This window comes from Paenibacillus polymyxa, from assembly GCF_015710975.1.
Lineage (GTDB): Bacteria > Bacillota > Bacilli > Paenibacillales > Paenibacillaceae > Paenibacillus > Paenibacillus polymyxa.
Genome location: NZ_CP049783.1, coordinates 2,759,119 through 2,783,026 on the forward strand (window position 1 = coordinate 2,759,119; position 23,908 = coordinate 2,783,026).

Annotated in this window: 20 protein-coding genes and 1 pseudogene; 15 read left to right on the plus strand and 6 right to left on the minus strand. The window is 45.1% G+C overall.

Translation table 11 applies throughout. The features are described 5' to 3' along the window. Positions 1-38: 38 nt before the first annotated feature. The 4 genes from G7035_RS12265 to G7035_RS12280 form a co-directional block, all read right to left on the minus strand. Positions 39-2,579: an ABC transporter permease gene (locus G7035_RS12265; protein WP_019688647.1), complete on the minus strand. Its 2,541-nt coding sequence runs from the start codon at positions 2,577-2,579 to the stop codon at positions 39-41. After that, positions 2,576-3,253, minus strand: a complete 678-nt coding sequence (locus G7035_RS12270; RefSeq protein ID WP_017425557.1) for an ABC transporter ATP-binding protein — start codon at positions 3,251-3,253, stop codon at positions 2,576-2,578. Before G7035_RS12270 ends, G7035_RS12265 begins: the two co-directional genes overlap by 4 nt. A 107-nt stretch (positions 3,254-3,360) precedes the next feature. Continuing rightward, a complete protein-coding gene (locus G7035_RS12275; protein ID WP_019688646.1) occupies positions 3,361-4,278 on the minus strand; it encodes a sensor histidine kinase in 918 nt (305 codons plus the stop codon). After that, a complete protein-coding gene (locus G7035_RS12280) occupies positions 4,279-4,956 on the minus strand; it encodes a response regulator transcription factor (RefSeq protein WP_019688645.1) in 678 nt (225 codons plus the stop codon). It abuts the gene before it with no gap. Positions 4,957-5,280: 324 nt separating this feature from the next. Between G7035_RS12280 and G7035_RS12285 the strand changes: the two genes are divergently transcribed. The 7 genes from G7035_RS12285 to G7035_RS12315 all read left to right on the plus strand — a co-directional run bounded on the left by G7035_RS12285 (position 5,281) and on the right by G7035_RS12315 (position 11,244). After that, a complete protein-coding gene (locus tag G7035_RS12285; RefSeq protein WP_019688644.1) occupies positions 5,281-6,234 on the plus strand; it encodes an ABC transporter permease in 954 nt (317 codons plus the stop codon). Next, positions 6,224-7,174: an iron chelate uptake ABC transporter family permease subunit gene (locus G7035_RS12290; protein ID WP_019688643.1), complete on the plus strand. Its 951-nt coding sequence runs from the start codon at positions 6,224-6,226 to the stop codon at positions 7,172-7,174. The genes G7035_RS12285 and G7035_RS12290 overlap by 11 nt, the downstream gene beginning before the upstream one ends. Next, on the plus strand, positions 7,168-7,926 hold the full coding sequence (locus G7035_RS12295) for an iron ABC transporter ATP-binding protein (RefSeq protein ID WP_019688642.1): 759 nt from the start codon (positions 7,168-7,170) through the stop codon (positions 7,924-7,926). The genes G7035_RS12290 and G7035_RS12295 overlap by 7 nt, the downstream gene beginning before the upstream one ends. Before the next feature lie 12 nt (positions 7,927-7,938). After that, entirely contained in the window at positions 7,939-8,919 is a 981-nt protein-coding gene (locus tag G7035_RS12300; protein ID WP_019688641.1) for a siderophore ABC transporter substrate-binding protein, read from the plus strand. Positions 8,920-8,951: 32 nt separating this feature from the next. Further along, entirely contained in the window at positions 8,952-9,695 is a 744-nt protein-coding gene (locus G7035_RS12305; RefSeq protein ID WP_019688640.1) for an alpha/beta hydrolase, read from the plus strand. 158 nt (positions 9,696-9,853) lie between these two features. Further along, positions 9,854-10,765: an aldo/keto reductase gene (locus G7035_RS12310; RefSeq protein ID WP_019688639.1), complete on the plus strand. Its 912-nt coding sequence runs from the start codon at positions 9,854-9,856 to the stop codon at positions 10,763-10,765. A 152-nt stretch (positions 10,766-10,917) separates the two neighbouring features. Next, complete coding sequence (locus tag G7035_RS12315; protein WP_019688638.1) at positions 10,918-11,244, plus strand: thioredoxin family protein; 327 nt, start codon at positions 10,918-10,920, stop codon at positions 11,242-11,244. A 125-nt stretch (positions 11,245-11,369) separates the two neighbouring features. Here G7035_RS12315 and bacA read toward each other — a convergent pair whose 3' ends face one another. Then, positions 11,370-12,143, minus strand: a complete 774-nt coding sequence (gene bacA, locus G7035_RS12320) for an undecaprenyl-diphosphate phosphatase (RefSeq protein WP_031462256.1) — start codon at positions 12,141-12,143, stop codon at positions 11,370-11,372. 151 nt (positions 12,144-12,294) lie between these two features. Then, on the minus strand, positions 12,295-13,659 hold the full coding sequence (locus G7035_RS12325) for a hemolysin family protein (protein ID WP_017425547.1): 1,365 nt from the start codon (positions 13,657-13,659) through the stop codon (positions 12,295-12,297). Positions 13,660-13,883: 224 nt separating this feature from the next. Between G7035_RS12325 and G7035_RS12330 the strand changes: the two genes are divergently transcribed. The 8 genes and pseudogenes from G7035_RS12330 to G7035_RS12365 all read left to right on the plus strand — a co-directional run bounded on the left by G7035_RS12330 (position 13,884) and on the right by G7035_RS12365 (position 23,663). After that, positions 13,884-14,684: a DUF1836 domain-containing protein gene (locus G7035_RS12330; protein ID WP_017425546.1), complete on the plus strand. Its 801-nt coding sequence runs from the start codon at positions 13,884-13,886 to the stop codon at positions 14,682-14,684. A 204-nt stretch (positions 14,685-14,888) separates the two neighbouring features. Further along, positions 14,889-15,830 (plus strand): glycosyltransferase family 2 protein, encoded by a 942-nt coding sequence (locus G7035_RS12335; protein ID WP_017425545.1) that lies wholly within the window; start codon positions 14,889-14,891, stop codon positions 15,828-15,830. 38 nt (positions 15,831-15,868) lie between these two features. Next, a pseudogene (locus G7035_RS12340) lies at positions 15,869-16,821 on the plus strand (glycosyltransferase family 2 protein). A gap of 73 nt (positions 16,822-16,894) precedes the next feature. Continuing rightward, positions 16,895-18,274 (plus strand): lipopolysaccharide biosynthesis protein, encoded by a 1,380-nt coding sequence (locus tag G7035_RS12345; protein WP_013373123.1) that lies wholly within the window; start codon positions 16,895-16,897, stop codon positions 18,272-18,274. Continuing rightward, the gene (locus G7035_RS12350; protein ID WP_019688636.1) at positions 18,249-19,223 is read left to right on the plus strand and encodes a polysaccharide pyruvyl transferase family protein; all 975 of its coding nucleotides are present in this window, start codon (positions 18,249-18,251) and stop codon (positions 19,221-19,223) included. Before G7035_RS12345 ends, G7035_RS12350 begins: the two co-directional genes overlap by 26 nt. A 300-nt stretch (positions 19,224-19,523) precedes the next feature. After that, positions 19,524-20,105: a peptide deformylase gene (gene def, locus G7035_RS12355; RefSeq protein WP_016820341.1), complete on the plus strand. Its 582-nt coding sequence runs from the start codon at positions 19,524-19,526 to the stop codon at positions 20,103-20,105. Positions 20,106-20,230: 125 nt separating this feature from the next. Next, positions 20,231-22,021, plus strand: a complete 1,791-nt coding sequence (locus G7035_RS12360; protein WP_019688635.1) for a cache domain-containing sensor histidine kinase — start codon at positions 20,231-20,233, stop codon at positions 22,019-22,021. Beyond that, on the plus strand, positions 22,014-23,663 hold the full coding sequence (locus G7035_RS12365; protein WP_019688634.1) for a response regulator transcription factor: 1,650 nt from the start codon (positions 22,014-22,016) through the stop codon (positions 23,661-23,663). Before G7035_RS12360 ends, G7035_RS12365 begins: the two co-directional genes overlap by 8 nt. Positions 23,664-23,908 lie beyond the last annotated feature (245 nt).

The following is a 23,908-nucleotide window of genomic DNA, read 5'->3' on the forward strand; positions in this document are numbered from 1 at the left end:
CGCTCATAGGTATTTTGCTTGCTTATTTTTAGGTGCAACTACTCTGATTCTCGAAGTCGCTCCACAATACTTTGTTTGTTATTCATAGAATAGACTGCTACTGGAATAAATATCCCCAGCAATAACAGTACAGGCAATAAGGCTAGAAGTGGCCAGATTATAAAGTGATAGCTCAAAAACCACATCATACTGCTTAGGGGTTTCACAATTGAAATAGAGAATATGATCCCTAATAAAATGGAGGATAGGGCGGTGCCGAGAACATAATATAGCCCTTCATAAATCAGCATACCCCGCAATTGCTTTTTGGTCATGCCGATACTTTGCAGCATGGCAAACTCCTGACGCCGTGTCAATATACTCGTCAGAATTGCGTTTACAAAGTTGAGGATACCAATCAGGCCGATAATCAGACTGAGTGTGCCTCCGATCATCATGATGGTGTTTTGCATACCTGAAAACTCATTCATTGAAGTAAACTTGGATGCGTAGTTCATTACTGGCTCTGTAGTTTCGGTGTAACTTTTTAAAAAGCTCTCCATGGCATCTTCCTGATCAGGGGATACATTAAAGGCGTAGCTCATCACAGCAGGCTGCTCCGCAAGCGGCTTGTAAATATTCGCCGGAAGATAGAAGTTATACTTACTTGAACGGCGATCAGAATTGGTACTATATTTAATTGCAACATGACCAAGTACTGTGAATGCATGCGTAGTATACTCTTTATCCAGCGGAGCTTCTGCTGCTCCCATATAACTGTGAAGCGTGACCTTTTCACCCACCTTATACAGAGCCTTTTCCATCTGGGGGATGTCATGGTCATCTAAATCTACCCCTTCCAATATATACTTACCGGAAGCCAGCTTCTCAAAATCAAGCTCACCGTCTAGTAATCGCAACCGGTGCAGTGGTAAATCTTCCAGCCCATATACTGCCGCGATGAAGTTGCCGCGAGAATCTGTCTCATCGTCCTCATTGGTGTATTTTTCATTCTCGACAGTAAGCACTAATCTGCCGCCGTACAAGCGACCGCCCTCTTCAAAGCCGCGCTGTGTCTGTACATCCTGAATAAAACTCTCGGAGGTCCCATTTTTAGGGCCGCTAAAATAGGGGCGATGAAAATATTCAGCATGAGCAATGAGAAAGTCAGTGTCATTGAATTTGGATACAAACTTATCCATATCAATGCTCTGAGACAGGGTGAAGGCCGTGTTAAGAAGTACAAGGCTTAACGAAAGACTGATGACTACCAACACGGTGCGTTTTTTATTGCGCCCTAAGTTGGAGCGAGCCATGTGGATCATTTTAGCGCCTTCAGTGGATTTTTTCAGCTTACGGCCGCCCTTGGTATTTCCGTCTGTGTATCTTACTGCCTCAACTGGCGAGACAGCTGCCGCAATTCTGCCTGGCTTGAAAGTGCTGATCATTACAGTAATGAGCGCGAACAGAGCAGATCCGACAAAAATCCAAGGGTTAGGGGATACCGATATCTCAGTACCGTTATATACACTCATATTTATAATAAAAGGCACGAGTGATTTACCGATAAAAAAACCTGCTATTAATCCAATCGGGATTCCTAGCGCTGATAGAATCAGTGCTTGTCTACGAATAATCCGGCGTATTTGCTTGCGGCTTGTACCGATCGTCTTTAAGAGACCGTAAAAACGGATATCTCGCATCACTGATATTTGGAATATATTATATATGATCAAATAACCGGTAAACATGATCAGTAACAGGGCAGAAGTTAACGCTATGATGGTCTCTGTATCTAGACTAAAATTGGTTGAGATGTATGCCCAATTTACATTATTCGCGATATAGTTCGGTGCATCTTCGTCAAGTGAATAACCGCTTTCGGTAATCACTTTATTGAGCTTTCCTCGCAAATCAAAACTATTATCGAACATCATATACGCACTAATGGTTCCTGTATAGAAGTGATCCTTTTTATAGTTGCTTTGTAATTCCTTGGCATGAGCATCGACATAGGCTTTAGAAGCGAATATTTGCCCTACGTTAACCACAGGATCACTTTTCCACCAGCCGGAGAGGATAAAATCACGCTGTACTTCTTTACCTCGTAAGTCAAGCTTTAGCCTCAAAGGTGCTCCAACCTCCAGTGGAACCCCCAATAGCTGTAACGTCTTGGAGTCTGCAATCACTTCGTTTTTCGCCGCAGGCTTGTTCCCTGCATTAAGTTCAATTAAACCGAGCTTCAGCCCTACATCATCGTAATACCAGAATTCCGTATGGCGTTTTAGGAATTTATCGTTTAAAACTCTGTCGCTTAATATACGGTTATAAGCTATTTCCTTGATCAACGGATGATCCTTGACATGATTAAATTCGTCATCCGTTATATATTTAAGTACGGCATGTCCATCTCCACCGACCTGGCGCATAGTTGCCCGCTGTAAGTTTTCCATAGCACCAAGCCCCAAGGTGTACAACGTCGTAAATAACAATGAAGTGAGCGCAATGGCAACAATGGCAAAGAGGTTACGGACTTTGTTTACTTTGAAGCTCTTATCTGCCAGATTACGGATCGTTTTTTTATTTCTAACCTGAATCATTTGCCTTCACCACCGACCATTTTACCGTCCTCAATCCGAATAATCCGGTCTGCCATTTGCGCAATTTCCTCGTTGTGCGTAATCATCACCATTGTTTGTTGGAACTGTTGACTGGATACTTTGATGAGTCCCATCACATCCAGACTGGTTTTACTATCCAGGTTCCCAGTGGGTTCATCTGCCAGGACAATGGCGGGTTTGGCTGCCAGTGCTCTGGCAATGGCTACACGCTGCTGCTGGCCACCTGAAAGATGGTTGGGCAGATTATTCAACTTATGGTCAAGGCCCAAGGTATGTACAATTTTATCTATGTGGGTTTTGTCTGGTTCTTTACCATCCAGTTCAATCGGAAGCACAATATTTTCGTAGACATTTAAAACAGGCACTAGGTTGTAATTTTGAAATACGAAGCCAATTTTCCGTCTGCGAAATATAGTCAATTCTTCATCTTTTAATGTGAAAATATCTTTACCGTCAATCGTAACGTTTCCACTTGTCGGACGATCGAGTCCACCCAGCATATGGAGAAGGGTAGATTTGCCGCTCCCGGACGTACCGACAATGGCCACAAATTCTCCGCTTTCCACCTCCAGGTTCACCCCATCTAGGGCATGAACAGCAGTATCCCCGTTACCATAATACTTCTTCAACTCCTGAGTTTTTAACAGAGTCATTCATTTCTCCTCCATGAAAAATAGTCTGTATCACCATACTTCGCAATACAGACTTTACCATATGAATCTTTCTACAATCTTTCTGAAATCTAACAGTGTTGTAAGAATTACTTGTCTATGGGGAGAAAAATCGAGAAGGTGGAACCACTGCCGCGGCGTGACCATAGTTTGATGTATCCGCCCCCAGCTGAAACAATTTCTCTTGCTAAAAATAGTCCAATCCCGACACCTTCTTGCGAGATTACAGTTTGTGACCGATAGAAACGCTTGAAAATCTTGCTGTGTTCTTCTTCTGCAATCCCAATGCCATTATCAGTAATATCAATCCGGCAGAATAAATCATAAGCACTCACTCTAATAAATATATTCCCGCTCATTTCTGTATATTTGACGGCGTTATCCAAAATATTATAGATTGCCTCAACCGTCCATTTTAAATCAAAAGAAGCCTGAATTTCTTTACTCTCCATAGCAATCGAAATCCCTTTAGCGTTTGCCTTCGGCATAATTTGCTCCAGTGCAGTAGTTAGTAGCCTTTGAACTGACTCCTGCCTTGACGACAATTTGATAATCCCTGTTTCAAGCCGTGATGTTTTTACTAAGGAATGGATCAGGAAATGAAGCTTTTCGGCTTGTGTGGATAAAGCTTTTACACAAGTGGAACCTTCTGGTGGCAAATCATATTCACTAAGCAGTTGTGAGTAGAGGAGGATGTTAGCAATAGGTGTTTTCGTTTGATGCGAGATGTCAGAAATAAGCTCGTTTATTTTATTTTTTTCTGCCAATAAATTTTTCGAGGAAACGGAGCAAATGGAAAGAAATTGCGCAAGCTTGGCCTCTACTGCTGATAAGACGGATTCGTCAAAAACGCGCTCTGAAAACTCGCCACTAATTGCAGCTTCAATCATATGATCCATAGTTTTCATTGTTTTATGTACGTTCTTACGATAGAGAAGAATGGTAACCCCGGCTATGAAAAGAGCAGTAATAGCAATTCCAAAACACGCATAATCCAGCATCGTCATTCATTTCACCGCCCAAGTGTAGCCGATACCGTACACAGTCTTAATGTACAGAGGAGAGGAAGGATGATCCTCCAGCTTGTCACGTAGCCTTTTTATGGTGACTGACAACGCATTTTCGCCTACATACTCAGCGCCATCTGTCCAGATGCTGTCTACCAAATGATCACGCGAAACGGTATTTCCTCGATTGTTGATTAGGATGCGCAACAATTTTTGCTCCGTTTTACTTAGTTCAATAGGTGTACCATTCTTAATAAATTCCATTCTCTCGAATGAAAAAGAAAAATTGTCTAGCTGAATGGAGTCCGCAAGCGAGTATCTGGATTTCTTTAGCTGAACACCAACCCTTGCTCTCAGTACCATCAGACTGAAAGGCTTGGTGATGTAGTCGTCAGCACCCAGCTCAAGACCAGTGACAATATCTGTTTCCATATCATTTGCAGTCAGAACGATGACGGGTATCATTGTTTTTTTTCGTATATGGGTTAAAAGGTCAAGTCCATTCCCATCCGGCAAGTTTACATCAAGAATCACCAGGTCAAAGGCAGTGACGTTCAATTGCTCTTTTGCAGCAGCTATGTCATACGTTTGCACAAATACGTTGTTAGGTTCTTTGAGGGCAAGAACAATACCGTTACTCAAGGCGATATCATCCTCGACAATTAATATGTGATTCATCATTCTCCTCCTATTTTTTTAATTCATCAAGTTAATGAATCTCGAATTCCAAGAATTGCTTACAGTAAAAATGAGAAACGGGTAATCCTAAATCTTCCATCCCTATTTTACAGGATATTGCTCTTATTTGCTCATTCACTCTTCAGACTATTCAGGTTTTGCTAACACCTTTTTTGACATGGCTTATTCATTGCAAAAAATTTGACAGATACAATATCACTGATATAATTTATCCTAGTTGTTTTGATAATGATTATCATTATTGGAGGGGAGGACAGGGCCGAAGCTTGGTACAGGTTATTGGACAGGCTCCCTTAGTTAGAAATGAAATTGCGCTATTTAATACTGGCTTTTATCGTACTGGCCTTCGCCTCGGTGTTTATCGGTGTGCATGATGTAACTCCACTTGATTTGTTCCACTTATCCAACGATCAAGCGCAGGTGCTCCTGATTAGCAGATTCCCACGTTTGGTCAGCATCATTATCGCAGGGGCGAGTATGAGTATCTGCGGGCTCATCATGCAGCAGCTTACTCGGAACCGGTTTGTTTCGCCGACCACCGCAGGCACGATGGATGCGGCACGATTAGGTGTGCTGATGGCTATTATGGTATTTGGAGCGGCAGGATTTTGGACGAAGATGCTGACGGCTTTTGGATTTGCTCTAGGGGGAACCCTGGTTTTCATGAAGATACTGGATAAAATCCGTTTTAAGGACCCGGTATTTATCCCGCTTGTCGGTTTGATGTTTGGAGGCATTTTAAATTCGGTGACGACTTTTTTTGCTTACAAATACAATCTGATTCAGGGCATTTCTTCGTGGATGCAGGGGGATTTTTCTCTAATTATGAGTGGTCGCTACGAAATGCTGTATCTCAGTGTTCCTTTGGTCGCGTTGGCGTACATATATGCGAATCGTTTTACAATTGCAGGCATGGGTGAGGATTTTGCGGCTAATTTAGGCGTACATTACAAGCGCACTGTCAATGTTGGTTTGGTGATCGTGGCTTTGGTGTCCTCTGTTGTCATCTTAACCGTCGGGACGATTCCCTTTTTAGGACTGGTTGTACCCAATCTGGTCAGTATGTACATGGGGGATAATCTGAAAAAAAGCCTAGCACATACAGCGATCTTGGGCGCCGTTTTTGTGCTGTTTTGCGATATTTTGGGACGGGTGATCATTTACCCATATGAGATTTCTGTAGGGCTTACGGTTGGTGTAATCGGGAGCGCGTTGTTCTTGTATTTGCTGCTGAGGAGAAGGGCTTATGAATCCTAAATTAAAAATTGGAATATTAGCCGCTGCCGCGCTTGTGTTGATTGCTGCTTTTGTGTTTATAGATCTTCCGCACACCTGGCATTACGCGCTGCCACGACGATTGAAAAAGGTCGCAGCCTTCATTCTGACAGGTGGCTCCATTGCTTTTGCAACTGTTATTTTCCAAACGGTCACGAATAACAAGATTTTGACCCCGGGTATTATCGGGCTGGATTCACTATATATGTTAATTCAGACGACAATAATTTTTGCATTTGGTTCTGTACCGCTTATTTCGACCAGCAAAGAATTAAACTTTTTGCTGTCAGTAGGGATGATGGTGCTGTTCGCGGGATTGCTATACAAGTTAATTTTCCACAAAGATGGACGGGGAATTTATGTGCTTTTACTGATCGGTCTGGTGTTTGGTACATTGTTCAACAGCCTGTCTACCTTTATGGAGGTGCTAATTGATCCGAACGAATTTGCGAAAATTCAGGACAAGAGCTTTGCCAGCTTTAGTAATGTAAACACCGAACTGTTATGGCTTTCTGTATTCGTGCTCGTGCTCGTATTTGCTTATGCATGGAGATTCATTAAGTACCTGGACGTGCTGTCGCTCGGACGGGAGCATGCGATTAATTTAGGGCTTCCTTACAGTTATATCATCAAAAGATTGCTGATTATTGTAGCGATTCTCATCTCCATATCCACGGCACTTGTTGGACCGATCACATTTCTTGGATTAATTGTGGCCAATGTGGCTTATCAGGTGATGAAGACGTATCAGCACCGTTATATCATCCCGGCCTCCATCTGTGTTAGTGTCATCGCATTGGCAGGATGCCAACTGCTGGCAGAGAGAGTATTCGACTTGTCGACGACAGTCAGCGTCATTATTAACTTTATCGGGGGGGTGTACTTCCTGTACCTTTTGCTGCGGGAAAATAAATCATGGTAGAAGTCAAAAACGTAACCAAACGCTACGGGAATAAAAATGTGGTGGAGCAGGTATCCGTCACTATACCTAAAGGCACCATTACCTCCTTTATTGGACCTAACGGCGCTGGAAAAAGCACCTTGTTGTCGATGATTAGTCGCCTAACTGACAGTGATGAGGGAGAAATCCTGATTGACGGGCAGGCCTTGAACCTGACGAAAAGTGAGGAGCTGGCCCGAAAGATATCCATTTTAAAACAGACCAATGATGTCAACATCCGCTTAACCGTAAAGGAGCTGGTCAGCTTCGGCCGTTTTCCGTATTCCAAGGGCAGATTGAACAGCGAGGATCGCAAAATGGTGGAGCAGTCTATGGCTTACATGGGATTGGAGGATATGAAGGACAAGCATATTGATTTGCTCAGTGGAGGACAGCGGCAACGGGCTTTTATTGCTATGATTCTGGCACAGGACACGGAATACATCCTGCTGGATGAGCCGCTGAACAATTTGGATATGAAGCATTCGGTTCAGATTATGAAGACGCTACGCAATTTAGTGGATGATCTGGGCAAAACGATTCTGGTGGTGCTTCACGATATTAACTTTGCTTCCTGTTATTCGGACCATATTGTCGGGATGAAGAATGGCAGATTGCTAAAGCAAGGAACGGCTGACGAGATGATAGATAGTCAGGTATTAAAAGATTTGTACGATATGGATATTCCAATTCAACAGATCGGTGATCATAAAATTTGTGTGTACTTCACTTAGGGGGAATGTAAAATGAAGAAAAATTTGATGTTTTTAACGCTAATGCTGGCACTGGTACTGATCGTATCGGCCTGTGGCAAAGCGGCTCCGGCAACACAAGAAGCGACTGGCGATGGCTCATCGACTGCAACAACGGAATCCAAAACCGTCTCGGTCAAACACGCACTCGATGAGAATCCAGTCCAAGTCAAAGTTAATCCGAAAAATGTCGTTGTTTTTGATTTTGGTTCATTGGATACGTTGGATAAGCTAGGAGTAGACGTTGCGGCGGTAGCGCAGCAGGATCTTCCTACGTATTTGAGCAAATATAAAGATTCCAAATATGCAAGTGCGGGTACGCTGTTTGAGCCGGATTATGAGAAAATCAGTGATCTCTCTCCTGAACTGATCATTATCGGCGGCAGACAAGCTGATGCATATAAAGAGTTGAGCAAAATTGCACCGACTATTTCGATGGCTGTAGACACCAAGGATTATATCAATTCCTTTAAGAAAAACGTTGAAACCTTGGGTCAAATCTTCGATAAAGAGGATGCTGCCAAACAGGAACTGGCTGCGATTGATAGCTCCATTAAGGCTGTACATGACAAGGCGGTAGCGAGCAAGGCTAAAGGCTTGATCGTACTGACGAACGAAGGAAGCCTGAGCGCATATGGCTCACAATCCCGCTTCGGTATCATTCATGATGCTTTTGGCGTAACTCCTGTAGATCCTGACATTAAAGTATCCACGCATGGACAAAAGGTTTCTTTTGAATATGTACAGCAAAAAAATCCAGATTATATTTTTGTCGTTGACCGTGGGGCTGTGGTGGTCGAGGAAGGCAAGGAACAGGTTACAGGTAAACAAACCATTGAGAATGAACTGGTGAAGAAAACCAATGCATATAAAAATGGACATATTGTATACCTTGATCCTAACTACTGGTACCTTTCAGGTAATGGTCTGGAATCCGTATCTGAAATGATCAAGGAAATAGATGCTGCACTGTAATGCTACATTCACATCATGGGGGACTGCGTAAGATGAAAGGTCATGTAGATGAAATTTCATTAGATGGGTATCTTCTACACATCTATACACCTCCCGTATCTGTGAATCCTAATGAGCTGTATCCTGTGCTGTATGTGCAGGATGGCAGCTCTTTATTTCTAAGCGGGTTGGATGAACTGGAAAGAGGTTTTTCTACGGGAGAGCTGCCCCGTGTGATACTGGTGGGCATTCAGCCCGTGAATCGACTGGACGATTATACGCCTTGGAAGGCAGCTGCTTTAGTAGAGGGAAGACCTGCTTTTGGCGGTGGCGGAGATGCCTATCTGGCGTTTGTGGTTACAAAAGTAATGCCCTATGTCGAGGCAAAATATCCAGTGCAAACTGGGCTGGAGCATACCGGGCTGATCGGTGCTTCGTTGGGTGGACTGATTTCCATGTATGCGGCCTTCCAGTATAAGCACATATTTGGACGCATTGGTTCGATCTCGGGCTCATATTGGTTTCCCGGTATGATCGATTATATGCAATCTGCATCATTTGCCACTGTAATGGCTGGGACACACCGGGTATATATCTCTGTCGGGACCCGTGAAGGGGAAGGGAAGACGAATGTACAAAAAGACATGGTTCCGCTGACCCTTCAGGCACACGAGGTGCTCCTGGCACAGGGACTTGACACAAAAGATGTGCTGCTTGAGCTGGATCAAGATGCGGTGCATCGTGTGGATTGTTTTCAGCGTCAGTTTCCTAAGGCCATACAATGGCTGTTCGGATAGCTTCTAAGGGAATACGAATTTCATACAACAACTTCAAAGGATTGGAGAGCGTGGGGTCTCTATGTCTTTGGGGTTGTTTTTTTTGCATGTATTTTTCGTATAATAGAGAAATGTTAAAATTTTAAAGTTATACGTTATTGAAGTGAGGGGAGACAACGATGAAAAAAAAACGCCTGGGAGCTTCGGATTTGCTGGTAGGTGAGATTGGCTTGGGATGTATGTCGGTCGGTACGGAGGAGCAGCAAGCTGTTTACTTGATCCATGAAGCGTTAGACAGGGGCGTAAATCTGTTGGATACGGCCGATTTGTACCAGCATGGACGTAATGAAGAAATTGTGGGGGCAGCCATCCGTGGACGGCGCCAGGATGTCATCCTGGCGACCAAGGTCGGCAATCGGCGTATACCGGGGCAGGAGGGCTGGGGATGGGACCCGTCGAAGAAATATATCCTGTCAGCCGTTAAAGAGAGTCTGCGCCGCCTGAGAACGGACTATATCGATCTGTATCAGTTGCACGGAGGGACGATTGATGATCCGATCGATGAAACCATTGAGGCTTTCGAGCAACTGCAGCAGGAGGGTGTCATCCGCTACTATGGTATTTCTTCCATTCGCCCGCATGTCATCCGTGAATATGTGGAACGCTCGAATATCGTTAGTGTTATGAATCAGTATAGCTTGCTGGATCGGCGTGCAGAGGAAGAAGTATTGTCTTTGCTTCAGGAGCGGGGAATTAGTGTGATTGCACGTGGACCCGTGGCGAGCGGCGTATTGGCTGACAAGGGTGAAGAAAAGGCAGCGAAGGGATACCTAGACTACGAAGAAGCAGAGCTACTGGACGTGCGTAAGCAATTAAAGGCATTTGCAGGGGCGGACCGTAGTATGGAGCAGACAGCGATCCGTTATAGCCTGTCTCATCCGGCTGTTGCTGCTGTGATCCCGGGTGCAAGCTCTTTGGGGCAATTAGAGCATAATATTTCCGCTGCCGACATTGCGCCGCTAACTGAGCACGAGCGAGAGACGCTACAGCATATCAGCCGGGCCAATCGTTATGATGCGCAATACCGCTGATCCGAGCAAAAATAGAATAAGTACATGCTCAAACATGTACTCATTCCAGTTGCAATATATAAAAGAATCATTACAATATAGGAATAAGCCTGATTTATCATTCATATGTGAATGTGAAGATATTATCAATTCACTCTAGGAGGGACCAACGAATGGAACGTATCGAATCTGAGCAGCAATATCAGGATTTAATTAACGGTGACGGTCTAACCGTCGTGAAATTTGATACCAGCTGGTGTCCAGATTGCAAGACGCTGGATAAATTTATGGACGGCATTATGAAGGAGAACGCGGATAAGCGTTTCTTTGCGCTTGATGCCGAGAAGTTTCAGCCGATTGCTGAAGAAAATCAAGTACGCGGCATTCCGAGCCTGCTCGTGTTCCGTAATGGCGAGAAAATTGCTCATTTGCACAGCAAATATGCCAAAACGCCAGCTCAAGTTTCGGAATATCTGACTACGCTGGAATCCAAACAGTAATCAGTACGCATGGTAGATAGATCAGGACGATCTACCCAAGCCCGCAAAATAGCAAAAGGGATATCCAAGGCTGACCTTAAGGCCACTTGGATATCCCTTTTTGGTTATAGGATACCAAACAATGATTACAAAATAATGAAAAAGAACACAGCCGCCAGCACGAAACGATAGATGGCAAACGTAGTCAAACTCAAGCGTTTGAGCAGACCGAGGAACGTTTTGATTGCCAGCATCCCGACGATAAAGGCAGTAATAAAGCCGGCTGCGAACACCGGGAAATCACTCATAGATAGATGATCCATACTTTTAATCATATCAATCCCCGATGCACCCAGCATGACCGGAACAGATACGAGGAATGTAAATTCTGCGGCTGCCGTATGGCTTACACGTGCGAATAGGCCCCCAGACATAGTTGAACCTGAACGAGAGAAGCCTGGCCACAGAGCTAGGACTTGGAACACACCGATGGTAAATGCTTGTTTGTACGTGATCTCATCCAACGTATGTGATCTAATAGGCGGATGGAATTTTTCAGCAGCGATCATGAGCAAGCCCCCGATGACCAAACTGTACAAAACCGTTTCAGGACCAAACAAGTATTGCTTGATTACATCACGGAACAGTACACCAATTACTCCCGCAGGGATCATGGCTAAAATAATATGTAACAGGTTTAGACGTGGCTGGGATGAGATTTTGCGTCTGAAATCAAATAGGCTGAGGAATCTGCGCCAGTATAATACAACGACCGCCATCACAGCACCTAATTGTACGATAACCTCAAATGTTTTGACCGTATCATTCTCGGTGTTCAACCCTAGAAGATCAGCCGTAAGGATCATGTGACCCGTCGAAGAGACCGGCAAAAACTCTGTCAGCCCTTCAATAATACCCATAATAATAGATGATAAAATATCCAATTTACTAGCTCCTCCTTACACGCATGTAGGGCAAACAACCTGAGTCGTTTGCCCTAAAAATATGTCATTTCAGTAGGAGTGAACGCAAGTGCCAAGTGCAGTATGCTGGTCGCTCAGATCACAAAGTTCACTCCTGGGAAGAAGTGTCCGACTCCATTTCCGAGATCGGGGATTTGTGGTGTAAAATAATTTCCACCCGACGAATACGATTTTTACCCATTTCACGAATGATAAATTTCACATCATCTTCTATGAATTCCTTGCCCTGTCTCGGTTCCGGAACCCGGCTATACACCCACCCTCCGACAGTATCCACGTCTTCATCGTCCAATGTCAAGCCCGTCAGATCACTCAGATCGGAAAGCATCACTTTACCATCCATCAAATAACTGTTCTCCGTCAGTTTCTCGATTTCCTTCCGTTCATCCTTATCAAATTCATCCCGAATTTCGCCAACAATCTCCTCCAGAATGTCCTCAATGGTAATCAGACCAGAGGTTCCACCATATTCATCGACCAGGAGAGCGATATGAACCTGCTCCTTCTGCATACGTTTCAACAGCGTGTTGACGGGAATAACTTCCGGAACGGTCAAGATCGGTTGAATCAGGCTATCGAAAACAAGCTCGGGATTGCGATCATACTCAAGGAATAGCTGCTTGGTATTAATCATACCAATGATCTGATCCTTGCTGTCTGTCGCTACCGGAAAACGGGTATACTGTTCTTCGTGAATAGTCTGCATGTTTTCTTTGAGCGAGCGATTCGTAAACAAGCATACCATATCTGTACGTGGCACCATAATTTCTTTGGCAACGGTCTCGTCAAAAGCGAAGATACGATTTACGTAGCCATATTCGGTGTTATTGATCTTACCACTTTCCACGCTTTCGGACAAAATGATCTGAATTTCTTCCTGAGAGTGCGCTTCTTCATGCTCAGTAGCCGGTTGAAGACCGAACAGACGAACCAGGCGATTGGCCGAGCCGTTAAGGAGCCAAATAAACGGATACATAATCCGATTAAACCACACGATGACTGGAGAGGTTAACAGGCTGACAGCTTCCGCTTTGCGGATCGCCAATGTTTTGGGAGCCAGTTCGCCGATCACCACGTGCAGGTAAGTTACAATGACAAATGAAATAATAAAGGCCAGGATATGTGAAAACTCCCCATTGATGTTGAGCTGTTGAAAGAGAGGCTCCAGCAGTTTGACTACAGTTGGTTCACCGAGCCAACCGAGTCCTAACGCTGTAATCGTAATACCAAGCTGACAGGCAGACAGGTAGCCGTCCAGATTATTGACGACTTTTTGTAGCGCCAGTGCGTTTTTACGGTTCTCCACCACCAGCTGATCTACCCGGCTGGAACGGATTTTAATAATCGCAAACTCGGTAGCCACGAAGAAAGCACTAAATAAAATCAACACCGCAAACAAAAATAGACTGACACCTATACCCATATAATTTTCACTCATCCCTTTTTCGTTCAATTTTTTAAGGAACTCTATTTTGAGTTCACTTGAACTTATTTTAAGAACTTAAAAGAAAATATACAAGGTTCATATGGAATCGTAGCAGGTCACCTACCTCTAATTTACACGAAAAATAAGGCATAATAGTACCCGCACGGCTCATTGCTTCACTTTACAAGCCTAGTTTAAGGGCGTATGATGAGTTCTAATGAACTTGAAATGCAATAAAGGGAGGAAAGCAGATGGAGTCTTTTACCCTCACTCGCCGTGATATGGCCCATTTGTTGCTGGCCATGGAAGGCCGCAGCGAATTGCAGCCTTTGGCTGTTCTTCAGGACGCCTGGAGACGCACTCATAGCCATCTTGCCCGTTCCGGTAGTACCATGCCGACATTTCTATATACCGAAGTGACGCCTGTGCTGGATAAAATCATCAAGGGCAAGCACAGCGCAGCCTTTTCGCTGCAGGAGATCGTTTCTTTAGGCCAACTGGTGGAATATAGTCATGTCTCACTGGCCTCTATGCAAAATTGGGTCAAACGTGATTTCAAGGAGTTCCTCGGCGCTCCGAAAATCGGCAAAAAATACTCAGTCAACCAGGCTGCTATATTGCTCATCGTGGAAGATTTAAAATCATGTCTTGATTTTGAATCTATCCGTCAGCTATTTTATATCCTGTTCCAACAGCCAGAAGATGATACGGATGATCTGATTCAGCCGGTCGATTTGTACGCTGCATATTCAACTTTATTTGAAGAGCTGGATGCGAACGGAGACCAACTGCTTGATGTGGCAGGAGCAGGGTATGCAAAAGACAACGGAATTTCTGCTACAGGACAGAAACGTCAGGAAGCTGCGACAGAAGAACTGCTGGTACAAGCCGCAGATCAATATACTTGTCGTTTGCAGCATTTGACCCCTAACCAGTGTGAAGCAGTGCGTAATACTTTGCTGGTGGCAGCGGTATCGGTGCAAAATAGTTATTTTTTGTCGATGGCACGTCGGTATGTGAATGCCACGTTGTTTCTGGATTTTCAAGGATAGATCAGGATTGGCGCAAGAAGCCGATCCTATTTTTTTGCTCTTTTTTGAGGATTGTCTACCCTTTTGGAGACTGAAAAAGTATACAAAAGAGGTATATACACTCAAACGCTGTCAAAGATACAATAAACATATATAATCCAGCAATTGGAAAAATTTTGAATATCTCTTCCAAAGCATCTGGATACACACACAGGAGGTAATGGCATGTCCGATGTCTCCATCATCATTTGTACCCGCAACCGGATCGAAGACCTGACACGCTGTATACAATCTATTGCTGCACAGCAACAATTGGAGCATACAGCTGTAGAACTGCTGATTGTTGATGACGGCGATATTTCCGACCAACAGATTGAACAGTACCGTCACATGGTGTCCGGATTGCCTCAAGGTGTTCTCAAATATTATAAAAAAAGTCGTCCCGGCGTTTGGTTATCCCGCTATGAGGCCTTGTCTCTCGTACGGTATGATATTGTGCTGTATTTTGACGATGATGCCGAACTGGACGATAAACTCTATATCCGGCGCTTGCTCGATACCTACGAACAGGATGACACGATTGTAGGTGTTGGAGGGATTGCAAAGGGACTACATTCAAGCCGGGCAGGAAAGCTGCTTGGCGTTTTGACTTTTCAGATGTCTTCTTCCCTTGGCAAGCTCTCGCCCAGTAGTCTGGCAGGTTCTTTGCTGCGTTGGAGCGAAGCAACCGAGACTTTTGACACTGAATTTTTCCATGGCTGCAATATGTCATTTCGGAGGGATGCGCTTCGGGACATGAAGCCGTATCCGTGGATGACCAGCTATGCGGTGGCTGACGATTTGTACATGTGCCAGTTAGCGAGTCGTTACGGCAAACTGGTGATTAATCCCGACTTAATGATCATCCATCATGAATCTCCAAGCTCGCGCGATAAGGCGGGCAAAGTAGCCAAGGCCACAGCAATTAACCACTATTATTTTCTTGCCCTGAAAAAGGCAGGATTTATCCAGTATGGAGCTCTTTTATGGACCTTAACCTACTTGATGCTCAAAGAAACGCTGCGCCGTAATTTTAACGCAGCAGATGGATACAAGCAGGGGGTGTTGTTCATTCTGAACCCGCGTAAGCAAAAATATAACGAATATTTAGGCCCGGCGGTTCAGTAATCTGTTTTATACCATTGACAGGATAAAGGGGGAGTATGATGTTAAGCTTGTCCATTGCTCTGTGCACCCGCAATCGGGTTGACGATCTGACCCGATGCATCAATTCAATTGCCATGGGGGGAGCACCAGAGGCATGTGAAACCGAGCTGTGGATTATTGATGACGGAAAACTGCCAAAGCATGTGCTGGAACGTTATGAGCATCAGTTGAGCAGAGCGGGAATTGCCTACCGATATCATCGTAAGGAGCAGCCCGGACTATGGTTATCACGTGTAAAGACGGTGGAGCTTGCGCAAGGTGACATCATTTTGTTCCTTGACGATGATGTTGAGCTGCCGAGTAACTACTTGAATGAGTTAATACGCACCTATGAGGCGTACCCGCAGGCAGTTGGTGTTGGCGGCATAGCACAGGGAATGAGTAACAGCTTCATGGGTACAATTCGCTGCTTGCTTTCGTTCCAGCAATCTTTGTCCAAAGGGAGATTGTCCCTCAGCGGTCAATCCGGCTCGATGTACAACTGGCATAAGGCCAAGAAGACGTTTAAGACCCAGTTTTTTCATGGTTGTAATATGTCATTTCGCCGTGATGCGATTCTAAGTCTGGAGCCGGTACCTTGGTTGCAAAGCTATAGCGTCGGCGAGGATTTATTACTTTCCCGTATCGCCATGAAAAGCGGTCCATTGTATATTAATCCGGCCCTTACGCTGCTTCACCATGAATCGCCGTCCTCGCGCGACAATATGGAACAGGTTACTTATATGCGGGTGATGAATCATATTCATCTACTACGTGACGAGGGATCTGGGCCGATCGGTTATGCAGCACTATATTGGACGACGTTGTATCAGATTTTAAGGGAGAGACCCAAAAAAATCATAAAGCCATTCAAGGCTATAGAAGAGCACTGAAAGAGATTTTCTCAAGTACGAAGGAGCCTGTTAGTGGAGGCCAGTTGTCTGAACGCAATTCAAAAAAAACGGTAGGCTGATGGAGGTGCGTCAAAAGACGCGATGTGAGCATAGAGACGAGAGGCTTAATAAGGAACAGGAGTTGGACGTAACATGAGCACATGGACAGCAGCAAGGAAAGTATTCACGGGTGACAGTCTCGCCAAAACGATCATGCGCACGAGCTTTAACAATTTTTTTGTGCTAATCGTCACGACCCTGACTTCCATCCTGACCGCACGTATGCTCGGAGTAGAGGGGAAAGGTGAACTGGCGGCTGTTCTGTTCTGGCCTACGCTGATCGGCAGTGTATTGAGCTTCGGCTTGCCAACCTCGTTAATTTATAACCTTAAGAAGAAAACAGGCACGACGGAAGAACTGCTGGCGTTGTCGCTCTGGATTCAGTTGCCTGCCAGTCTGTTGGCGGGAGCGGTGGCCTGGATATGTATGCCGCTGTGGCTGAATGGCTATGGTGCAGACATTATCCAACTGTCGCAGATTTATTGTGCGGCAGCAGTACCGTTAGCTGTGCTTACAGCACTTACGACGGCATTATCGCAAGGACTGGATCGGTTTAGCGTATATAACGGCCTGCTGTTTTACTATCCGTTACTGAATTTCATCGGTCTAGTGACCCTGTGGCTGATGGGCTTACTCAATGTGCAACTGGCGGGGGCAGTGAATTTTGCCGCGAGTTTCCTTGCGCTCATGTGGGCGTTCCTCCGTTTGCGCAAGCATATGAACCTACGCGCATTTCGTCCGTTGACCAGCCGCCAAGTGCTGCGCCCTTATTATAGCTATGGAGCGCGGGTGTATGGGATGGAGTTGATGGGAACGCTGTCCACACAAACGGACAAAATCGTCATTGTGGCGCTGCTGTCACCCAAAGCGTTCGGTCTGTACTCTGTTGTCTACGCCTTGTCCCGTGTGTTCAATGTGGTGCAAAATGCCGTCACTAATGTAACCTTCCCGAAAGTGACAGGCATGGAACACAGCAAAATTGTCGAAACGGTGGGTCGTGCTTTTCGCATCTCCATGGCTGCGATGCTCATCGTCATTGTGCCGGCTCTCTTTATTGGTCGATACATGCTGGGTTTGCTGTACGGGCCCGCTTTTCTGGAAGCATCGCTAACGTTCTACCTGCTATCACTGGAATGTATTATCGGTGGTGGCTCATGGATTCTGGCTTCGGCTTTTAACGCACTCGGTCGTCCGGGACTGGTATTGTTCCGGCAAATTGTGGCCTATGCGATCACCGTCGGTCTGTTTTTTATTTGTACACCGATCTTCGGTTTGGACGGCATTGCTATTGCTTTGCTTGTAGGTGCTTGTGTACGTTTAGCGTTCTCGTTGTTCTCGTTCCCAATGTTTTTCAATGTTCCGCTATCCCGGATCATTTTTGATAAAAGTGATATTACATTTGTCTTGCAGACTATACAAAAGAAGCGCAGGAAGGGAGAACTGAAAGATGCCGAATTCGCATCCCATGGCTAAACTGAAAAATAAGCTGAGCGTCATTCTCGACGTAGTCCCTCAAGGTTCGAACATTATTTATGTCGATTATCCCGTCTATAATAACGGTGGGGACGTACTGATCATGAAAGGCACCGAAGCGTTCTTTAGGGATAATGGTATTCGTGTCCGTGCCCGTTATAGCGCCATGGATATTCCCGATCAGCTTCATATTCCGGGCGACTGGATTATCGTATGCCACGGCGGTGGCAACTTTGGCGATCTATATTCAAATCACCAAAATTTGCGGGAACGCATCGTTCGTGATTTCCCTAACCACCGAATTGTAATCATGCCGCAGACGATCCACTTCCAGTCTGAACAAAAGGCTAATGAGGTGGCGGCTCTGTTTAATGCCCACCCGGATCTACATATGTTTGTGCGGGATACACGCTCTTATCAGTGGGCTAAGGATAAACTGAACCAGTGCAGTATCACATTATGTCCAGATATGGCACACCAGCTTTGGCCATTGAAGCCGACTACGGAAACCGTGAAGGACGTATTGTACTTCCTGCGTACAGATATTGAAACGGTAGGAGGACAAAAGAAATTCGATGACGAGGCTGATGCCTCTCACCGTCTGGACTGGGATACTTTATTCACTCCGCTGGAAGTGAAGGGGATCGTCTATTTCCAAAAGTTTTACCGTCTGAATAAGAAAATCGGCGGCCCGTTGCCTACGCGTACATTCTGGTACAAGTACACCGACCATCTCATGAACAAGGCGGTTACGCTGTTCAGCTCTTACCGCGAGGTTCGCACTTCACGGCTGCATGGTCATATTCTGGCCTGCCTGCTTGATATGCCGCATGTTGTCATCGATAATTCTTACGGCAAGAATTCGCAATATTATAATACCTGGACACAGCCGAATCCGAAGGCGAAGCTGTTCAGTGAAGCACCCGAAGCATTAGAGCAACCGTCTTAATCGTAAGAAAAGCTATGTAAAGACCTCCTGAACACTTCAGTTTAGGAGGTTTTTGGTTCAGTGCTATAAGAACATAAGTATAATTTAATTAGATAAACAATTAAGGCAGTGAATATTTAATGGCTTTATATAGAGAGGGCGCATCATGGCTTCTCTCTCCCATACCGCTCTATTTTGACAATTCATTTCATGAATAGATATAATTTATGGGATAAAACTTGCAGAAAAGCGGGGAATTCTCCAGCTTTTGCTGTACATCACATGATCGTAATATTTATTTAAATGAATCGAGGCTGACGAATGAGCAATCAATCGATGGACATGCTTCTCACGAAGGATATCGTGCGTGAAGGGGAACCGATTTTGCGCACAAAGGTTGATCCGGTATGTCTGCCGCTGTCTGAAGAGGATCTTCAACAGATGCAATGGATGCTGGATTACCTGAAAAATAGCCAAAATGAAGAGCTGGCCACCCGCTATGAGCTGCGCCCGGGTGTAGGGCTATCCGCCAACCAGGTTGGGTTGAATAAAAGAATGTGTGCTATTTATTATGAAGATGGAGACAAAACGGTAGAATATGGCCTGTTTAATCCGAAGCTGGTCAGCCATTCTACATCCATGATTTACTTGGAACAGGGTGAGGGATGCTTGTCTGTAGATCGGTACATACCCGGATATGTACCACGTTACGAGAAGATTCGCATCAAGGCCAATTTACCGGATGGAACTCAGGAGCTGTTAACGTTTAAGGGGTATGCAGCGATTGTCGTACAGCATGAAATGGACCATCTGGATGGCATTATGTTCTATGACCGTATCAACCCGGAAGATCCGTATAAGCTGCCACAGGGAGTGCATATCGAACCTTTTGTACGTAAATAGTTCGTGATCCGTAAAGTGTGGTGACTCCGTTCACCACCTTTTTATTTGGCAAGAAAATATGGATATAAATGTTGTGAAGCTTTAAACTGAAAACATGTAAGCGCTTATCTCACAGGAGGGATGGCATGTATCGTGGAGTAAGGCATCTGATGAATAATATGCGTATGCGGAATAAGTTGCTCTTCTCCTACGTACTGATTGTCATGATCCCAGTGCTGTTGGTGGGCGGCTGCGTTATTTTTTATTTGCGGGAGCAGGCACTGGACAGTGCGATTGCCCAGACGGTAAATAATGTGGAAAAGATTAAGAGCCAGACAGCAAATTTATTACGTGTACCAACAGATATTTCAAATGGGCTAATGTTCGATAAAAGGCTAAAGGAGATGGCGAACCGCCGTTATCCCGGCATGGTGGAGCTCATGAATGCGTACCATCAGTACAAGGATTTTAATGAGTACACCCAGCAATATAGAGAGGTTGCTACTATCCGGTTCTATTCTTACAATCCGACGTTGGTCAACAATCTGGAGTTTATTCCTGTGGACGCTAACATTGAGCGGCAGCCGTGGTTCCAGGCGGCTTTGAAGGGGACGGCGATTAACTGGTTTTACATTCAGGATAAGGAGGATAACCCAGTTAATCGCCTCAGCCTGGTACGGCAAATTCCTTTTCCCGAATACAATTCCAAGGGAGTTCTGATGATTGCACTGAGTCAGACCGAGTTGAATCATATGCTGAGCAAGGAGCCCTTTGAAACCTTGATTACGGATCGTAACGGAATTGTGGTCGCAGCTACCCATCCGCAGTCAGTAGGTCGGACGTTGACGGATTTACATTTAGGCTTTGATGTCCAGCGTGCAGGTAAGGGGATATATGAAGCAAAAATTAACGGAACGCCCTCGAACATTATTGTGGATGAACTGCTGCCAACCTCAAGTGTGAGCGGATTGACGATTATTTCGGTGTTTTCAACGGAACATATCGTGCAGGGGGCAAACCGGGTCAGCCTGATTGGTGCATTATGTGTACTAGCGGTACTCATCATGGCGCTGATTCTGATTACCATCATTTCCTGGCTTATTACCAAACGGCTTCAGCGGCTGAGCTATGAGCTGGGTCAGGTAGCTGCGGGTGATTTTCATGTGGTATCAAGTGTGGAGGGAAGGGACGAGATCGGTGATTTATCCCGCCGTTTCAACTACATGGTGAGTAGTATCCGCCAGCTTATGGCCCAGGTCTATGAGACGAGTGAGCATAATAATAAGCTTGAATTGGCACAAAAGGATATCAAGTTAAAAATGATGGCAAGCCAAATTAATCCGCATTTTCTGTTTAACGCCTTAGAATCCATTCGAATGAAAGCACACCTGAATGGGGAAGCGGAGATAGCAACGACGGTTCGTTTGCTTGGCAGGCTGATGCGCAGGAATCTGGAGATTGGCAGTGGTAAAACAACCGTATTACAGGAGCTGGATATGGTGCGATCCTATTTGCAAATTCAGCAGTTCAGGTTTGGAAATCGTTTGGTCTATGAAGTGAATTTGGAAGAAAGCGCGAAGGACATGTCGATTCCTCCCTTAATCATACAACCGTTAGTGGAAAATGCAGTCATTCATGGCCTAGAAAATAAGGAAGAACCAGTTACCGTAAAGGTAGATATCACAATAGAACAAAGAGAGCTGCACATTAAAGTGGCTGATGATGGAATTGGCATGGAGGAAGAGCAACTGACCCGTCTGTTGGCTCGGATCACGGGTACGGAGGAGCCGGAAGGGAGCAGTATTGGTCTACGCAATGTTCATCAACGTCTGACATTGATGTATGGTGAACGTTATGGTCTGCATATTGAAAGCGCATTACAGGTAGGAACAACCGTATACTTTTCCATACCAAGGGAGGAAGCGCCGAATGTATAAAGCGATGATTGTAGATGATGAGCCTGCGATTCGTGAAGGACTGTCTTCCATTATTGACTGGGGAGATTGTGGCTTTCGCATCGTCGATACGGCTGAGAACGGACGCGAGGCTTTGGAAAAGTTCGGAGAGCATCGACCGGAACTGGTCATTGTAGATATTCGTATGCCTGGGATGAGTGGGTTGGAGGTTATACAAAGCATACGCCAAATGAATGGGGAGCCGTATCACTTTCTCATTTTAAGCGGATATGCAGACTTTAATTATGCTAGGCAAGCCATGGGATTCGGGGTGGATGGTTATTTATTGAAGCCCGTTGATGAGGAAGAAATGACGCTGGAGCTAAAGCGAGTACGGCAAAGCATTGAAAACGAAAAGGGAGATGGAAAGTGGGGAAGTCCGTCTTCGCATGAGCGCGATTGGATCGAAGCATTGCTGTTTCCGGTTCATGGAGAACATGCTCGTAATGCTGTAGAACCCAGCCATCGTGCATCCAAGCAAGACGAACATCAAAGTAGCGGTGAAAAACACGGACAACAGCCTGAATTACCAGCATTGGACTGGAGTAGCTATCAGGTGATTCTGCTGGATTTGCGTATACCTGACTGGGATCGGCAAGCCCGGCAGTTGGCAGCAAAGCAGCGGCTGGCCGAATTGTGTCGTAAGCAGGGTAGAGGCATTGTGTTTGAGGCTGGAATATATACGGGTCTATTGCTTCCCGCCATGTTAAAAACGGAAAAAGATGCTGTTCAGTTGCTGGCTGCATGGCGACAGGAGCTAAAACCGTGGGTAAATGAAATCTATGGGGCTGCCGGCGCTCCGGTAGACATTCTTAAGGAGATCCCCAAATCTTTTGAGCAGGCGTTACGATTATTGGAGCGTACGTTTTTGTTCCGGGCAGAAAGAGTCATGCTTCCCGGCGACCTACATGAATGGGAGACAGTCCCTGCTGAAATGGATGAAGCGTCTGACAGAGCATCAGATGATCCCATGCGTTATGCAGAAAAGCTGTACTACGCGCTGGATATGGCTAATGGTAAAGCGGCGACCCGTGTCATTAAGGACATGGAAGTCCAATTTCCCCAGATTTATCGTACAGAATCTGCAATTAAGGCGGCCTTCGCTCAGACATTCACACTCGCACTGAACAAATATGCAGCTGGACAGGAACACAGCCGGACCGTGCTGGAGGAGCATTCCAACTTGATTACCAATGTATATGCCTATTCAACATTGGGCGAGCTGGTGGATCACTCGCTCGAACATGTGTTGCAGTGGATTGGCCAGACTGATACGGGTGGCAAGGAGATCATCATGAAGCAAATGATTGACTTTATACATGGTCATTATGATGAAAATTTGCGACTGGAGTTACTGGCAGATATGTTCAATTACAATAGTGGGTATTTGGGCAAACTGTTCAAAAGTCATACAGGCGAGGCTTTTAATGCCTACCTGGATAAGGTAAGGATTGAGCGAGCAAGGGAATTGCTTGCACAGGGGATTAAGGTACACCAAGTGGCGGACCGCGTGGGGTATGCGAATGCAGATTATTTTCATAGTAAATTTAAAAAGTATGTTGGAATGTCACCTTCCTCTTACCGTAATCAGGTCCAAAAGAACGGAGGAACAGATGGCTGTTGATCGATTCCCTAGGTTTAACGTTATGAAGTCTCTCTTGCAGATGTCGGAGGTATATCCTCCGAATGAAGAGAGGCTCTTTTTTTATATATTGAAAAAAGACCGATCAATAGAAAATGTCACATTGATTATGGATTTTAGGGCATTTTCATAAAAATGCCATCGTTATGACACAACTTTGACACGATGTTCACATTTTTGATTCTATTTCATTTAAATTTATTCTATATAATGGGGATAATCTGAAG

Bases quoted from the DNA above. Each gene is read 5' to 3' on its own strand.
- G7035_RS12265 (WP_019688647.1), bottom strand. From the start codon at position 2,579: ATGATTCAGGTTAGAAATAAAAAAACGATCCGTAATCTGGCAGATAAG.
- G7035_RS12270 (WP_017425557.1), bottom strand. From the start codon at position 3,253: ATGACTCTGTTAAAAACTCAGGAGTTGAAGAAGTATTATGGTAACGGG.
- G7035_RS12275 (WP_019688646.1), bottom strand. From the start codon at position 4,278: ATGACGATGCTGGATTATGCGTGTTTTGGAATTGCTATTACTGCTCTT.
- G7035_RS12280 (WP_019688645.1), bottom strand. From the start codon at position 4,956: ATGAATCACATATTAATTGTCGAGGATGATATCGCCTTGAGTAACGGT.
- G7035_RS12285 (WP_019688644.1), top strand. From the start codon at position 5,281: ATGAAATTGCGCTATTTAATACTGGCTTTTATCGTACTGGCCTTCGCC.
- G7035_RS12290 (WP_019688643.1), top strand. From the start codon at position 6,224: ATGAATCCTAAATTAAAAATTGGAATATTAGCCGCTGCCGCGCTTGTG.
- G7035_RS12295 (WP_019688642.1), top strand. From the start codon at position 7,168: ATGGTAGAAGTCAAAAACGTAACCAAACGCTACGGGAATAAAAATGTG.
- G7035_RS12300 (WP_019688641.1), top strand. From the start codon at position 7,939: ATGAAGAAAAATTTGATGTTTTTAACGCTAATGCTGGCACTGGTACTG.
- G7035_RS12305 (WP_019688640.1), top strand. From the start codon at position 8,952: ATGAAAGGTCATGTAGATGAAATTTCATTAGATGGGTATCTTCTACAC.
- G7035_RS12310 (WP_019688639.1), top strand. From the start codon at position 9,854: ATGAAAAAAAAACGCCTGGGAGCTTCGGATTTGCTGGTAGGTGAGATT.
- G7035_RS12315 (WP_019688638.1), top strand. From the start codon at position 10,918: ATGGAACGTATCGAATCTGAGCAGCAATATCAGGATTTAATTAACGGT.
- bacA (WP_031462256.1), bottom strand. From the start codon at position 12,143: ATGGGTATTATTGAAGGGCTGACAGAGTTTTTGCCGGTCTCTTCGACG.
- G7035_RS12330 (WP_017425546.1), top strand. From the start codon at position 13,884: ATGGAGTCTTTTACCCTCACTCGCCGTGATATGGCCCATTTGTTGCTG.
- G7035_RS12335 (WP_017425545.1), top strand. From the start codon at position 14,889: ATGTCCGATGTCTCCATCATCATTTGTACCCGCAACCGGATCGAAGAC.
- G7035_RS12345 (WP_013373123.1), top strand. From the start codon at position 16,895: ATGAGCACATGGACAGCAGCAAGGAAAGTATTCACGGGTGACAGTCTC.
- G7035_RS12350 (WP_019688636.1), top strand. From the start codon at position 18,249: ATGCCGAATTCGCATCCCATGGCTAAACTGAAAAATAAGCTGAGCGTC.
- def (WP_016820341.1), top strand. From the start codon at position 19,524: ATGAGCAATCAATCGATGGACATGCTTCTCACGAAGGATATCGTGCGT.
- G7035_RS12360 (WP_019688635.1), top strand. From the start codon at position 20,231: ATGTATCGTGGAGTAAGGCATCTGATGAATAATATGCGTATGCGGAAT.
- G7035_RS12365 (WP_019688634.1), top strand. From the start codon at position 22,014: ATGTATAAAGCGATGATTGTAGATGATGAGCCTGCGATTCGTGAAGGA.